Source organism: Pseudoclavibacter sp. VKM Ac-2867, assembly GCF_015351275.1.
Classification (GTDB): Bacteria; Actinomycetota; Actinomycetes; order Actinomycetales; family Microbacteriaceae; genus Pseudoclavibacter.
Window position 1 is genome coordinate 61,359 of sequence record NZ_JADKSL010000007.1, and the last position, 13,193, is coordinate 74,551.

12 protein-coding genes are annotated in these 13,193 nt (G+C 68.4%); 7 read left to right on the forward strand and 5 right to left on the reverse strand.

Features of this window, described 5'->3' with window-relative positions:
- The first annotated feature begins 3 nt into the window (after nucleotides 1–3).
- Nucleotides 4–918: a carbohydrate ABC transporter permease gene (locus ITJ67_RS08610; RefSeq protein WP_323741429.1), complete on the forward strand. Its 915-nt coding sequence runs from the start codon at nucleotides 4–6 to the stop codon at nucleotides 916–918.
- A 547-nt stretch (nucleotides 919–1,465) separates the two neighbouring features.
- Here the strand turns inward: ITJ67_RS08610 and ITJ67_RS08615 are convergent.
- A complete protein-coding gene (locus tag ITJ67_RS08615; protein WP_104297979.1) occupies nucleotides 1,466–2,302 on the reverse strand; it encodes an exodeoxyribonuclease III in 837 nt (278 codons plus the stop codon).
- 67 nt (nucleotides 2,303–2,369) lie between these two features.
- On the opposite strand from ITJ67_RS08615, the gene ITJ67_RS08620 reads away from it, so the two are divergent.
- Genes ITJ67_RS08620 through ITJ67_RS08635 form a run of 4 tightly spaced genes read left to right on the forward strand, consistent with a single transcriptional unit; the run spans nucleotide 2,370 to nucleotide 5,101 of the window.
- Nucleotides 2,370–3,074, forward strand: a complete 705-nt coding sequence (locus ITJ67_RS08620) for a hypothetical protein (protein WP_194677350.1) — start codon at nucleotides 2,370–2,372, stop codon at nucleotides 3,072–3,074.
- A complete protein-coding gene (locus tag ITJ67_RS08625) occupies nucleotides 3,071–3,376 on the forward strand; it encodes a winged helix-turn-helix domain-containing protein (protein ID WP_104239989.1) in 306 nt (101 codons plus the stop codon). Before ITJ67_RS08620 ends, ITJ67_RS08625 begins: the two co-directional genes overlap by 4 nt.
- 1 nt (nucleotide 3,377) lies before the next feature.
- The gene (locus tag ITJ67_RS08630; RefSeq protein ID WP_194677351.1) at nucleotides 3,378–4,343 is read left to right on the forward strand and encodes an ABC transporter ATP-binding protein; all 966 of its coding nucleotides are present in this window, start codon (nucleotides 3,378–3,380) and stop codon (nucleotides 4,341–4,343) included.
- 5 nt (nucleotides 4,344–4,348) lie between these two features.
- The gene (locus ITJ67_RS08635; protein ID WP_194677352.1) at nucleotides 4,349–5,101 is read left to right on the forward strand and encodes an ABC transporter permease; all 753 of its coding nucleotides are present in this window, start codon (nucleotides 4,349–4,351) and stop codon (nucleotides 5,099–5,101) included.
- A gap of 75 nt (nucleotides 5,102–5,176) precedes the next feature.
- Here the strand turns inward: ITJ67_RS08635 and ITJ67_RS08640 are convergent, their stop codons facing one another.
- Nucleotides 5,177–5,740, reverse strand: a complete 564-nt coding sequence (locus ITJ67_RS08640) for a TetR/AcrR family transcriptional regulator (protein WP_194677353.1) — start codon at nucleotides 5,738–5,740, stop codon at nucleotides 5,177–5,179.
- A gap of 5 nt (nucleotides 5,741–5,745) precedes the next feature.
- Nucleotides 5,746–6,213 (reverse strand): DUF1348 family protein, encoded by a 468-nt coding sequence (locus tag ITJ67_RS08645; RefSeq protein WP_194677354.1) that lies wholly within the window; start codon nucleotides 6,211–6,213, stop codon nucleotides 5,746–5,748.
- A gap of 129 nt (nucleotides 6,214–6,342) precedes the next feature.
- On the opposite strand from ITJ67_RS08645, the gene ITJ67_RS08650 reads away from it, so the two are divergent.
- Entirely contained in the window at nucleotides 6,343–6,582 is a 240-nt protein-coding gene (locus tag ITJ67_RS08650; RefSeq protein ID WP_194677355.1) for a hypothetical protein, read from the forward strand.
- Complete coding sequence (locus ITJ67_RS08655) at nucleotides 6,582–7,211, forward strand: Fic/DOC family protein (RefSeq protein WP_194677356.1); 630 nt, start codon at nucleotides 6,582–6,584, stop codon at nucleotides 7,209–7,211. Before ITJ67_RS08650 ends, ITJ67_RS08655 begins: the two co-directional genes overlap by 1 nt.
- A 34-nt stretch (nucleotides 7,212–7,245) precedes the next feature.
- On the opposite strand, the gene ITJ67_RS08660 is transcribed toward ITJ67_RS08655, so the two are convergent.
- Together ITJ67_RS08660 and ITJ67_RS08665 are read right to left on the reverse strand one after the other, a co-directional pair.
- Nucleotides 7,246–12,024 (reverse strand): NAD-glutamate dehydrogenase, encoded by a 4,779-nt coding sequence (locus tag ITJ67_RS08660; RefSeq protein WP_194677357.1) that lies wholly within the window; start codon nucleotides 12,022–12,024, stop codon nucleotides 7,246–7,248.
- An 89-nt stretch (nucleotides 12,025–12,113) separates the two neighbouring features.
- On the reverse strand, nucleotides 12,114–13,157 hold the full coding sequence (locus ITJ67_RS08665; protein WP_194677358.1) for a Gfo/Idh/MocA family protein: 1,044 nt from the start codon (nucleotides 13,155–13,157) through the stop codon (nucleotides 12,114–12,116).
- Nucleotides 13,158–13,193: the final 36 nt, after the last annotated feature.

Below are 13,193 nucleotides of genomic sequence, written 5' to 3' on the forward strand. Positions count from 1 at the left end.
ACCGTGACCGAAGCGAAAGTGGAGCATCCAGCCCCACCGACCAAGCCGCCTCGCAGTGGTGGGCGTGCGCGCAGCACCGGCCGCCCGAAGCGAACGAGCCGCGCCACGGGGACGGCCCTCGGGCTCGGCGCCGTCCTCCTCGTCGCCTCCGCCGTGCAGCTGCTCCCGTTCTTCATCGCCGTCACCACGGCGTTCAAGGAGCGCACCGACCGCTCCTCCCAATGGCTGTTCCCGACGACGGACATCTTCTTCGGCAACTTCGCCATCGCCGTCGAGAGCGGCAACATCCTGCGCGCCATCGGCAATAGCGTCATCGTCACCGGAGTCTCGACGGTGCTCGTGTGCGTGCTGGGAGCGCTGGCCGCGTATCCGCTCGCCCGACGCGCCTCGACGCTCAACAGCATCGTCTCGTTCGGCATCCTCGGCCTCATCATGGTGCCGCCGCTGTCGATCCTCGTTCCGCTCTACACGCTGCTCAACCAGATGGGAGCGCTCAACACGTACTGGGGCGCGATCCTCGTCATGGTCACGCACCAGCTGCCGCTGAGCATCTTCCTCTACACGGCGTTCATGAGGTCGCTGCCGCAATCGGTGGAGGAAGCGGCGACCATCGACGGCGCGAACCGACTGCAGATCCTCTTCCTCGTCGTGTTCCCCATGCTCAAGCCGGTCACCGCGACCGTCGTCATCCTCACCGGCGTCGCCGTGTGGAACGAGTTCGCGATCTCTGGGTACATCCTCACCTCGCCCGAGATGCAGACCATCGCCCCCGCGATCGCCTCGTTCTTCTCGGTGCAGAGCAGCAACCTCCCGGCCGCCGCGGCGGCGTCGCTGCTCGCCGTCCTGCCCGTGTTCGTGGCCTATCTCTTCCTGCAGAAGTACTTCATCAAGGGCATGGTCGCCGGCTCGGAGAAGTAGCCAGCGTCTCGGGGTGGAGCCAGCGTCTCGGGAGGGGCCAGCATCTCGGGATGGAAGAGTCGCTTCGTGCTGGGGAACTTCCCGCAACGAAGCGACCTTTCCATCCCGAGGTTGGCTCTAGAAGAGCAGCCGCGCCTCGGGGGCGGAGTCAGCGTCTCGGGAACGGAGCCAGCGCCTCGGGGTGGGGTCAGCGTCTCGGGATGGAAAAGTCGCTTCGTGCTGGGGAACTTCCCGCAACGAAGTGAGGTTTCCATCCCGAGGTTGGCTCTAGAAGAGCAGCCGCGCCTCGGGGGCGGAGTCAGCGTCCCGGGAACGGAGCCAGCGCCTCGGGGGCGGAGCCAGCGCTTCGGGGCGGAGCCAGCGTCTCGGGATGGAAAAGTCGCTTCGTGCTGGGGAACTTCCCGCAACGAAGTGAGGTTTCCATCCCGAGGTTGGCTCTGGAGGAGCAGCCGCGTCTCGGGGTGGAGCCAGCGTCTCGGGATGGAAAAGTCGCTTCGTGCTGGGGAACTTCCCGCCACGAAGTGAGGTTTCCATCCCGGGGGCGGCTCTAGAAGATCATCGGGCGGTCGTCGTCGAGCGAGGTCTCGAGGTCGAGCTCCACGACGACGGGCACGTGGTCGCTCGGGCCGTCGCCCTTGCGCTCGTCGCGCTCGATGGATGCATCCACGACGAGGTCGTCGAACTCGGTGTTGCCGAGGATGAAGTCGATGCGCATGCCCTCGTTGCGGGGGAAGCGGAGCTGCTTGTAGTCCCAGTACGTGTAGCCCTCGACGCCACGCGAGCGGACGGTGTCGACGAAGCCGGCCTCGAGGAATGCCTCGAACGCTGCGCGCTCAGGAGCCGAGATGTGTGTCGAGTCGACGAACGCGGCGAGGTCCCACACGTCGATGTCGAGGGGCGCGATGTTGAAGTCGCCCATGAGCGCCAGCGGGGTGTCCGGATGCGCCTGCCGCCACGTGGTCATGTCGGCGAGGAGCGCCTTCAGCCAGGCGAGCTTGTAGGTGTAGTGCTCGTGCGTGAGCTCGCGCCCGTTCGGCACGTAGAGCGACCAGAGGCGGAGGTCCTCGACGGTGACGCCGAGCGCGCGGGCCTCGAGGGGGAGCGTGCCCTCTGGGGTCGTCTTGCCGAAGCCGGGCATGTCGGCGAACGTGATCTCCGGGTCGCTCATGGGGAGGCGGCTCGCGAAGGCCACGCCGTTCCACTGGTTGAGGCCGTGGATCTCGAGCTCGTAGCCGGCCTCCTCGAACACCTCGCGAGGGAACTGCTCTGGCTTGCACTTGATCTCCTGCATCGCGAGCACATCGATGTCGGCCCGCACCATCCAGTCGATGACTCGGCCCGAGCGGGCCCGGATGGAGTTGACGTTCCAGGTGGCGATGCGCATGCGGTCAAGGCTATCGCCCAGGTACCAGGGGTTGACGCAAACCAGTTTGTAACGCAAACTACTTTGCATGGAGACCAACGGAAGCTCGACCCCCGCAGGCATCACCCCGTCGCAGGACGACGAGGCAGCCCTCGCGCCGAGCGAGATGCTGGCCCTCATGCGCGATCAGCAGCGCACCACGCGCACCCGCCTCGACCGGGCCCTCTACATCCTGCTCGCCACCTGGGCCGTCGCCTGGCTCGTCGGATTCCTCGCCCTCTGGAGTGCCGAGGACGGCGGGGGCAACCCGGTGCTGCGCATCCCGACCGCGACGGCGTTCATCGTCTTCGGGGTGCTCATGGTCATCGGCGTCATCGTCTCGGCGGTCTCCGGCATCTCCATGGGACGCGGGATGCGCGGCCGTAGCAACACCGCAGGCATGCTCTACGGCTTCTCCTGGTCGATCTCGATGATCGGCGCCTGGTTCTTCGCGGCGTCGCTCCTTCGCCAGGTGGACGATCCCGACCTCGCGCCGCTCCTCATGCCGGGCATGTTCGCCCTCACGATCGGCGTCCTCTACATGGCTGGCGCCGCCATGTCCCGGTCGAAGGCGCAGTTCGCGCTCGGCGCCGCAGTCGTCGCCCTCGTGGTCGTCGCAACGGCGCTCGGCGCACCCACGCACTACCTCGTCTACGGCACCGTGGGTCCGCTCATCTTCATCACGTTCATCGTGCTGCTGCGTACCGGCGTCATCTCGAGCGAGCCGACGCTGCGGGGCGAGGTGCCCGCATGAGCGACACGAGCATCGACCTCGACCCGATCATCCACGCCCCTGCTCGGCTGCGCATCATGACGACCCTCGCCGAGAGCCTCGACGACGGCGACGAGATGACCTTCTCGAAGCTCCGCAGCCTCCTCGACATGACTGCCGGGAACCTCACGACGCACCTCTCGAAGCTCGAAGACGCCGGCTACGTCGTCATCGACAAGGCCTTCGCCGGCCGCAAGCCCATCACCTATTTGACCATCAGCCCCGCCGGACGCGCAGCGTTTCGCAGCTACCGGACGGCGCTCCTGAAGCTCCTCGGAGGATGACATGGACGCACAGCCCACCCGCGAACAACGCACCACCACGCCGACACGATCCATCGTCGAGGTCACCGACGTCGTGAAGCGCTTCGGCCAGCACGTGGCGCTCGACGGCGTCACCCTCGACGTCCGGGCGGGGGAGTGCGTGGGCCTCCTCGGCCCGAATGGGGCGGGCAAGACGACGCTGCTGTCCCTCCTGCTCGGCCTCCGCTCGCCCACGACCGGCACGGTTCGGCTCTTCGACGGCGACCCGCTCGACGTGCGCACCCGGACCCGCGTCGGCTCGACACCGCAGGCGAGCGCGCTGCCGGAGGCCCTCAAGGTCGGGGAGGTGCTCGACTACGTCGCCGCGCACTTCCCGAGACCGGCGGCCAGGGGAGGGCTGGTGGATGCGTTTGACCTCGGCCCCCTGCTCGGCAAGCAGTGCGGCTCGCTCTCTGGCGGGCAGCAGCGTCGGCTCGCCGTGGCCCTCGCCTTCGTCGGGGACCCGGAGCTCGTGCTCCTCGACGAGCCGACCACGGGCCTCGACGTCGACGCGAGGCGCAGCCTCTGGGACGCCCTCCGCGCCAAGCACCGCAGCGGCTGCGCGGTCATCGTCACGAGCCACCACCTGGAGGAGATCGAACAGCTTGCCGAGCGAGTCGTGGTCATCGACCACGGCACCGTCATCACCGACGGCAGCCTCGCCTCGGTTGTCGGCAGCGTCTCCCGGCGACGCGTCACGATGCGCGGCGTTGACATTGCGCGCATCCAGGCCATCGACGCCGACGCCCTCACCGAAGCTGTCGAGGGTTCGGCGCCCGGTGGGCGGACAGCGGATGCGGGGCTCGTGACGGCACTCGTCCGCGACTCGGACGCGTTCATCCGCTCGCTCGTCGCATCCGGTGCACCCTTCACGGACCTGACGGTTCGCGGAGCCACGCTCGAGGAGGCGTTCCTCGCCATGACGCAGAACGCCCAGAACAGGAGCTGAGGACCATGTCCACTGCAGGACTCATCGCCACGCACGTCAAGTACTCGCTCATCGAGACCGCACGCGTGCCCATCGCCGTGATCGGCTCGCTCGTCTTCCCGACGCTCGCGTTCTGCTTCTTCGTGCTGCCGCAGAGCGCCATCGTCGACGACCCGGCGTTCGCGACGCAGGCCACCGCGTCCATGATCGTCTTCGCATTCATGACCAACGGTCTCTTCAGTCTCGGCCTCGACCTGGCAGAGCAGCGGTCGAAGCCGTGGGTGCCCTACCTGCGCACGCTGCCCGGCAAGCCGTCGGCGCGCATCGCGGGTCTCGTGATCAGCACGCTGGTCATGGCGACGCTGGCGATCATCCCCCTGCTCATCGTCGGCGGACTGTTCACGGCCGCCGACCCGACCCCGATGCGCGTGCTGCTCGGACTCGTCGCCGTCGTGCTCACCGCGGTTCCCTCCGCCCTCATCGGCGCGATCGTGGGCACGACCGCCGGCCCGAAGGCCGCCATCGCGATCACGCAGGTGCTGATGTTCCTGCTCGCGTTCGGCGGGGGCCTGTTCCTGCCGCCCTTCCTGTTCCCTGACTGGCTCGACTCGGCGTCGAAGGTGCTGCCCGTCCGTCAGGCCCGCGAACTCGTCATCGCGACCGTCTCCGGTGGTGAGTTCCCCGTGTGGGCGCTGATCGGCATCCTCGTCTGGACGGCGGTCCTCGGCTTCCTCGCCGTGTTCCTGTACAAGCGCGACGAGGGCCGCAAGTTCTCCTAGGGGGCCGTGGGGCCACCGGGCACTGGTCTGCAGGATGAGGTTGGGCCGGGAGGGTCCGCCTCCGCCTCCAGGAGTTCAGAGATCGTGTGCACGACGAGCTGCGTCGATGACGGTGTCGAACGCGTCGGGATCATTCAGGGCGCGGGCGAGGACGATGCCGCCCTGAATGGCAGCGACCAGTTGGAGCGCGTGCGAGCGGGGCTCCGGCGACCCTGCGGCGGCCAGGGCGGCAGTGAGCGAGTCGACCCAATCGGTGAAGTAGCCGCGCACGGCCTCATCGAACTGGTCGCGTTCGCGGCCGATGGCGAACGCGCCGGGGAGGCACGCGCGCCGACCGGAACGGAAGTAGTCCCGTACCTCGTCGATCATGGCGTGGATGCCCTGTCGCGCCTCCTCCGCGTTGGTGCTGGCGGCGCGCAGCGGCGTGAAGATGCGCTCGTCGAACCATGCCTGGATGTCGGCGAGGACTGCCGCCGCCATCTCTTCCTTGCCACCGGGAAAGAAGTGGTACAGGCTCCCGCGGCCGAGGCTGGTCGCGTCCTGGAGGATGGCCATGCTGGCCCCCTCGTATCCGTGCTCGCGGAACGCCTCCGTCAGGAGGGGGAGCACGGCCTCACGAGTCGTCGACGGCTTGGCCATGACGCTCAGATGCCCAACTCGGTCAACCCGGGGTGATCGCTCGGTCGCGGGCCGAGGGGCCAGTGGAAGAGCCGGTCGGCCTCGTCGATCGGAACGTCGTTGATCGCCGCGAGTCGACGACGCATCAGGCCGTGCTCATCGAACTCCCAGTTCTCGTTGCCGAACGAACGGAACCATTGCCCCGCTGCGGTGTGGGACTCGTAGACGAAGCGGACGGCGATGTGGTTCCCCTCGTAGGCCCAGACCTCCTTGATGAGCCGGTAGTCGAGCTCCCGGTTCCACTTCTCTGTGAGCAGCGCCACGATCTCGGCGCGCCCGCTCACGAACCGATCACGGTTCCGCCAGGCGCTTTCGACGGTGTAGGCCAGGGAGACCCGCTCGGGATCACGGGTGTTCCAGGCATCTTCGGCCGCCCGCGCTTTGCGTGCAGCGGTCTCTGCTGTGAACGGGGGAAGGGGCGGACGCTCGTCCATGGAAGCTCCTCGATGTCACCACCGGTTCTTTACCGATTGGTACAGAGAATACGCTGTATCGATCGGTAAAGCTAGGGTGCGGGATGGGCTGCTTGGTAGACTTGGAGCCCACTGAGCGAGAGGCTCGAGATGGCCGTCGAATTCGACATCCAGGAGCGTTGGCCGGAGCTCTTCGCCCCGCTGAGCGCAAAGCAGCGCAAGATCGTCGTGAACGCGCTCGCCTCCAGCTGGCACGAGGGCTGGGTGCCGAATCGCGAAGACGTCGAGAACCTGACTGACCTGCTGCGCGGAGCCATCGACAAGGCCGAGTACGACCGTCGAGTCGCCGGTGCGATCGAGCGCACGCACGCACGCGCTGCCGCGAGCTGATGGCGGCCCACTCCGCCGCCTGGGATTCGTACCTCTGGGAGCCGGGCGGTTCTGTGCTGAGCAACCTCTTCGGGCTGCGGGACAAGGCCGATCTGGCGAAGGCGGAGTTCGCCGAGGCGAATGCGCAGCAGGCGCTCGTCGAAGAGGGTCTGCTGTCGATCCCGAAGACCTACGACGCTGCACACTTGAAAGCGCTCCACAAGCAGCTCTTCGGGAGCATCTACGAGTGGGCAGGGGGGTACCGCACGGTGCCCATCTACAAAGACCAGTTCGGGTTCGCGGAGCTCGACGACATCCCCAGATACCTCGAGGACGCCGGCCGGATCATCGACGAGCTCGACTGGTCGGAGCTCGACATCGACCAGTTCGCGGCCGCGGCTGCCGAGGTGTTCGCGTACGTCAACCATGCGCATCCGTTCCGTGAAGGCAACGGGCGCGCATCGAAGCTCTTCATGCAGCACGTCTCGGAGCTCAGTCGCTTCGAGATCGACTACGACCCCGCAACGTCAGGTGTCACGGCTGCCATGTGGAACGAGGGATCACGATTCTCCGGTCCCGATCGCTTCTCCTACGAGCCGGTGCCTGACTCGCTCGTGCCCGTATTCCGTGCGCTCGCCGCTGAGCGGTAAGGGCCGGCGTTCCGGCCCGGACCCGCGCCCGCGGTCAGCGCACGAGCGACCGCAGGCGCCGCAGCGCGACCGACAGCGTGGCGAGCCCCGTGTCGTCGCCAGCGTGCACCGCATCCGCAGCCTCGTCGAGCGCGCGGGTGGCGCTGGGGCCGAGCTGGCTGATCCAAGCGTCGATGCGAGCGGTGTGCTCGGCTGGCTCCGTCTGCGTCATGACGGAAGCGGCGAGCTCGATCATGACGGCGTACAGGTCGTCGCGCATGGCGGCGCGCGCCATCGACCCCCAGCGGTCGTCCTGCGGCAGCGCCGTCGCCCGCACGAGCATGTCGTCGAAGCTGACGCGCGCCGACAGCACGTAGTAGAGGCCGACGAACTCCTCGAGGTCCCATCCGTGCTGGCCCGCGCGTTCGATGATGTCGAGCAGCGGCATGAGCTCGAGGAGGCCAGCCCCGCGCAGCGCAAGCGCACGCGGAACGGCGGCGTCTTCGAACTCCTGCACGCGGGCGTCGAAGCGCTCGCGTTCCTCACCCTGCTGCAGCTCGCCCATGCGGCTCGCGAACTGCGCGACCGGGCCGCTGAACCGTTCGATCTCCGCACCGACGTCGATGCTGTCGGGCCGGTGCTGCACGATCCAGCGAGTCGCTCGGTCGAGGAGTCGACGGAAGCCGAGGTAGAGCTCGGTCTGGATGGACGCAGGCACGAGGTTGTCGGTGGCTTCGATCTCGACGACGAAGCCGCGCAGGTCGAAGATCTCTCGGGCAGCGACGTAGGCGCGCGCGATCTCCTCGCTCGTCGCACCCGTCTCGTCCTGGGCCCGGTAGGCGAAGGTGATGCCGCCACGGTTGACCATCGAGTTCACGACGGAGTTCACGATGATCTCCTGGCGCAGCGGATGCGCGTGCAGGTCGTCCGCGTACCGCTCGCGCACCTCGGCCGGGAAGTACTCGGCGAGGGTGTTCGCGAACCACGGGTCCTCGGCGAGGTCGGTCTCGGCGAGGTCGCTCTTGAGCGCGAGCTTCGCGTAGGCGACGAGCACCGAGAACTCGGGCCTCGTGAGGCCGCGCCCCTCGTCGATGCGGCGCCTGATCTCGGCGTTGCTCGGCAGGAACTCGAGGTCGCGGTCGAGCTCGTCGCGTTCCTCCAGCCACGTGATGAGCCGCTTGTGGGACGGCAGCATCTTGGCGGCGTTCGAGCGCGAGTTGCCGAGGAGCACGTTCTGCTCGTAGTTGTCGCGCAGTACCTGCGTGCCGACCTCGTCGGTCATGGCGCGCAGCACCTCGTTGCGGGCGTCGCGGTCGAGGCGCCCGTCACGTTCCACGGCGCCGAGGAGGATCTTGATGTTGACCTCGCGGTCGGAGGTGCCGACGCCAGCTGAGTTGTCGATCGCGTCGGTGTTGAGGCTCACCCCGGCGAGGGCCGCCTCGATGCGACCGCGCTGGCTCACGCCGAGGTTGCCGCCCTCGCCGACGACGCGCAGTCGGAGCTGATGGCCGTCGACGCGGACTGCGTCGTTGCCGCGGTCGCCGATCTCCGCGTTCGTCTCGTCGCTGGCCTTGATGTAGGTGCCGATGGCGCCGTTCCAGAGGAGGTCGACGGGGGCGAGCAGCACGGCCTTCTTCAGCTCGAGCGGGGTCAGGCGCTGCACGTCGGCGTCGAGGGCGAGCGCTTCCCGCATCTGCGGCGTCACCGGAATCGACTTCTGGGAGAGCGGGAAGACGCCGCCGCCCTCCGAGATGACGCTGCGGTCGAAGTCGTCCCACGAGGAGCCGGGGAGGTCGAAGAGTCGTTGACGCTCCACGAACGTGGCCGCCGCATCCGGGGTCGGGTCGACGAACACGTGCCGGTGGTCGAACGCCGCGACGAGGCGGATGTGCTCCGAGCGCAGCATGCCGTTGCCGAACACGTCACCCGACATGTCGCCGACGCCCACGACTGTGAAGTCCTGCGTCTGCGTGTCGTGGCCGAGCTCCCGGAAGTGCCGCTTCACGGACTCCCACGCGCCGCGGGCGGTGATGCCCATGCCCTTGTGGTCGTAGCCGGCAGAGCCGCCGGACGCGAACGCATCCGCGAGCCAGAAGCCGTACTCCTCGGAGATGCCGTTCGCGATGTCGGAGAACGAGGCCGTGCCCTTGTCGGCGGCGACGACGAGGTAGGAGTCGTCCCCGTCGTGGCGCACAACCCGTGGCGGCGGCACGATGTCGGCGCCGTCGCGGTTGTCGGTGATGTCGAGCAGCCCGCGGATGAAGGTGCGGTAGGCGGATCGGCCGCCCTCGAGCCACGCGCCCCGGTCGCTGGGCGCGGGGAGCTGCTTCGCGAAGAAGCCGCCCTTCGACCCGGTCGGCACGATGACGGCGTTCTTCACCATCTGCGCCTTCACGAGGCCGAGCACCTCGGTGCGGAAGTCCTCGCGCCGGTCGCTCCAGCGCAGCCCGCCGCGTGCGACGCGGCCGAAGCGGAGGTGGACGCCCTCGACCTCGGGCGAGTACACCCAGATCTCAGCCATGGGGTGGGGCTTCGGGAGGCCGGGCACGCGGGTGCAGTCGAGCTTCATCGACACCCACGACTTGGGCTCGCCCTGCGCATCCACCTGGTAGAAGTTGGTGCGCCAGGTGGCGTCGACGATGCCGATCATGGAGCTGAGGATGCGGTCGTAGTCGAGGCTGGCGACGTTGTCGAGGGCCTCCTGGAGCTGCGCGGCGAGCGCGGCGAGCGCCGCTTCTCGGTCGCCGGCGAAGTCCGGGTCGAACCTCGTCTCGAAGAGCCGAACTATGTCGGCGGCGATGACGGGGTTGGCGATGAGGGCCTGCTCGATGTAGTCGACGGAGAACGTCGTGCCGACCTGCCGCAAGTACATGCTGATGGCGCGGAGGATCACGATCTGCCGCCAGCGCAGCCCGCCCAAGAGGACCAGCGAGTTGAGACGGTCGCTCTCTGCGGCCCCAGACCAGACGGCGCTGAAGACCGACTCGAGCTCGGCGCCCCAGTCGGCGTCGTTCCAGACGGACGCGCTTGGCGCGGTGAGCCCGAAGTCGGAGATGTGCAGGTTGCGCCCGTCCGGCAGGGTCACGACGTACGGGTGCTCGTCGACGACGTCGACGCCCAGATCGGTGAGGGTGGGGAGCACCATCGTGAGCGGGTACACGTCGTGCGACGCGAACGTGAAGTAGCGCTTCCCGGGCTCGTCCTCTTCCGGCGCGTAGAGGTGCACGGCGAAGGTGGTGTCCTCATCGAGCTGCTCGAGGAGGGCGATGTCCTTCACGGCGTCGCTCGGGGGGATGTTCTCCTTGTAGCCCTCCGGGAAGGCAGAGCCGTAGGTGCTCAGGATCTCGGCTGCCCGCTCCTCATCGTGGTCGAGGTGGAGGGCATCGACGAGCTCCTCGTCCCAGCCGCGGATGGCGCGCTCGATGCGGGGCTGGATGTCCTGCTCGGAGACCTCTGGCAGGTGCACGCCCTTGGCGGCGCGCACGACGAAGTGGAGTTGGGCGAGCGGGGAGTCGCCGACCTTCGTCGCGTGGTCGACCTGGCTCGCATCGAAGGCGGTGCGGAGCTCCTGCTCGATGCGGAGGCGCACGGTCGTGTTGTAGCGGTCTCGCGGCAGGTAGATGAGCGCGGACGCGAACCTGCCGAACTCGTCGCGGCGCAGGAAGATGCGGTAGCGCCTGCGCTCTCGCAGCCGGCTGATCTCGGACGCGACGGCGTGGAGGTGCTCGGTGCTGTCCTGGAACAGCTCGTCTCGCGGGTACTGCTCGAGGATCTGCAGGAGGTCCTTGCCGGAGTGGGAGTTCGGTGCGTGGCCGGATGCGGCGAGCACGGATCGCACCTTGGCGCCCACGATGGGCAGGGTGAGCACGGAGGCGGCGTAGGCGACGGACGTGAACATGCCGAGGAAGCGGAGCTCCCCGGTGACGTTGCCCGCCTCGTCGAAGCTGCGGACGCCGATGTAGTCGAGGTACACGTCGCGGTGCACGGTGGCGCGGGAGTTCGCCTTCGTGATGGTGATCAGTCGCGGCTCGCGGGCGGTGCGCTGGGCCTCCGGGGTGAGGTGGGTGGTCGCGGTGGACGGTCGGCGGAGGATGCCGAGTCCGGTGTGCGGCAGCGGGCGCAGCACCTCCTCGCCCCGCTCATCGGTCTCGAGCGAGTACTCGCGGTAGCCGAGGAACGTGAAGTTGTCTTCCGCGAGCCAGGTCAGGAATTCGACGGCGGAGGTGACCTCGCCGTCATCGACGCTCGTGGGCGGCTCCGTGCGAAGGTCGGTGACGAGGTCGAGGCAGGCGCGGCGCATGGGCCGCCAGTCGGCGACCGCGGTGTGCACGTCGTCGAGCACGTGCTGCAGGCGGTCGGCGAGTTCGTCGCGTCCTTCTTCCGTGGGGATGCGGTCGATCTCGAGGTGGATCCACGATTCGAGGGTGCCGCCGTGGGCGTGCATCTCGAGCAGCTCGCCGTCGTCGTCGCGGCGAACCGAGACGACGGGATGTGCGAGCAGGTGCACGGCGAGCCCCTGGCGCGCGATCGCCGCCGTCACGGAGTCGACGAGGAAGGGCGCATCCGCGGTGCAGATGTCGACGATCGTGCGCCGGGAGCTCCAGCCCTCTTCCTTGAGCGTCGGCGTGAACACGGCGATGAGGGTCTCGCCCTTCTTGCGTCGTGTGGCGAGCCGGCGCATGGTCGCCGCGGCACCCACGATGTCGCGTGGCTCGCGCGTGGCGATGTCGTCGGCATCGACGTCGTCGATGAGCCGTTCGAGTCCGGTCCGCAGGCTCGGCTCGATGTCGTCGAGCGCCTCGCGCAGTCCGGTGAATTCAGTTCCGTGGATCATGCTTCCCCCTTCGCAGGCGAGCCTCCATTGGCCCGCCGTCGCACCCCGTGCCTTGATGGTAGCGGGGTGGAGGGTCGAGGGGGAGCGGCTCAGATCTCCACGGTGAGTCCGGTGCGCGCGCTCTCGCGTGCCGCATCCAGGATCTCGACGGTGTGCACGGCCTGCTCGATGGGGACCGGGGGAGCGGACTCGCCCCGGACTGCGGTGAGGAGTATCCGGTAGTACTCGGCGTAGTCGCCGCGCGCGGACGGGATCTGCCTGCTGCCCTCGGTGGTGTGCAGGGTGCCCCAGCGCGCTTCGGCCTCGAGTCCCCAGGCAGCGGCGGCGGCGGATGCTGGGCGCAGGCCGGCATCGATCTGCGCCGTCTGCACGTCGTCCATGCTCGACTCGTAGGCGCCGAGGTCGCCGTACGCGATGAGCTCGCGACCGTCGAGGTGGTTGATCTTGCTCGAGGCGACGCGGGTGAAGACGCCGTTCGCGTGGTGGAGGGCGACGTCGAAGCCGCAGTCGACCTCGACGCCGTCCACCGCGGTGATGTCCAGGTGGGCGCTCACGCGCTCGACGGGGCCGAAGAGGAAGGCCATCTGGTCGACGAGGTGGCTGCCGAGGTCGCGCAGGAGGCCGTGGGCTGGGCCGGTCTCGAGGGTGCCGGAGTCATCCTGGTCCATGCGGGAGGAGACGCGCCAGATGTCCCCGAGCTGGCCTTCGTCGATGACCTGCTTGAGGGTGACGAGGTCGGTGTCCCAGCGGCGGTTCTGGTAGGCGGTGAGGATGCGCCCGCTGCGTTCCGCGGCTGCCTGCAGCTCTCGCGCTCCCTGCGCGGTGGGCGCGAAGGGCTTGTCGGCGACGACGTGCGCGCCGCGCTCGAGGGCGCGCAGGACGAGCTCGCGGCGTGTGTCTGGTGGGGTGGTGATGACGACCGCGTCCACGCCGGCATCGAGGAGGGCGTCGAGCGAATCGAAGGCTGGCACGCCGGGTGCCTCGGTGGCGAGGATCGCGCGCCGTTCCGCTGAGCGGGTGACGACGCCGGCGAGCTCCCAGTCCTCGACGGCCTGGATGTAGGGCACGTGGAAGCGGTGGCCGCCAGCCCCGTAGCCGACGACGCCGATGCGTGCGCGGGTGGATGCGCTCATGGTGCTCTCGATTCTGCGCTGAAGCGATTCGTTCTA

Coding starts and splice junctions, on each gene's coding strand:
- ITJ67_RS08645 (WP_194677354.1), bottom strand. CDS start 6,213: ATGGACGAGCGTCCGCCCCTTCCCCCGTTCACAGCAGAGACCGCTGCA.
- ITJ67_RS08655 (WP_194677356.1), top strand. CDS start 6,582: ATGGCGGCCCACTCCGCCGCCTGGGATTCGTACCTCTGGGAGCCGGGC.
- ITJ67_RS08625 (WP_104239989.1), top strand. CDS start 3,071: ATGAGCGACACGAGCATCGACCTCGACCCGATCATCCACGCCCCTGCT.
- ITJ67_RS08665 (WP_194677358.1), bottom strand. CDS start 13,157: ATGAGCGCATCCACCCGCGCACGCATCGGCGTCGTCGGCTACGGGGCT.
- ITJ67_RS08635 (WP_194677352.1), top strand. CDS start 4,349: ATGTCCACTGCAGGACTCATCGCCACGCACGTCAAGTACTCGCTCATC.
- ITJ67_RS08615 (WP_104297979.1), bottom strand. CDS start 2,302: ATGCGCATCGCCACCTGGAACGTCAACTCCATCCGGGCCCGCTCGGGC.
- ITJ67_RS08660 (WP_194677357.1), bottom strand. CDS start 12,024: ATGATCCACGGAACTGAATTCACCGGACTGCGCGAGGCGCTCGACGAC.
- ITJ67_RS08640 (WP_194677353.1), bottom strand. CDS start 5,740: ATGGCCAAGCCGTCGACGACTCGTGAGGCCGTGCTCCCCCTCCTGACG.
- ITJ67_RS08630 (WP_194677351.1), top strand. CDS start 3,378: ATGGACGCACAGCCCACCCGCGAACAACGCACCACCACGCCGACACGA.
- ITJ67_RS08650 (WP_194677355.1), top strand. CDS start 6,343: ATGGCCGTCGAATTCGACATCCAGGAGCGTTGGCCGGAGCTCTTCGCC.
- ITJ67_RS08620 (WP_194677350.1), top strand. CDS start 2,370: ATGGAGACCAACGGAAGCTCGACCCCCGCAGGCATCACCCCGTCGCAG.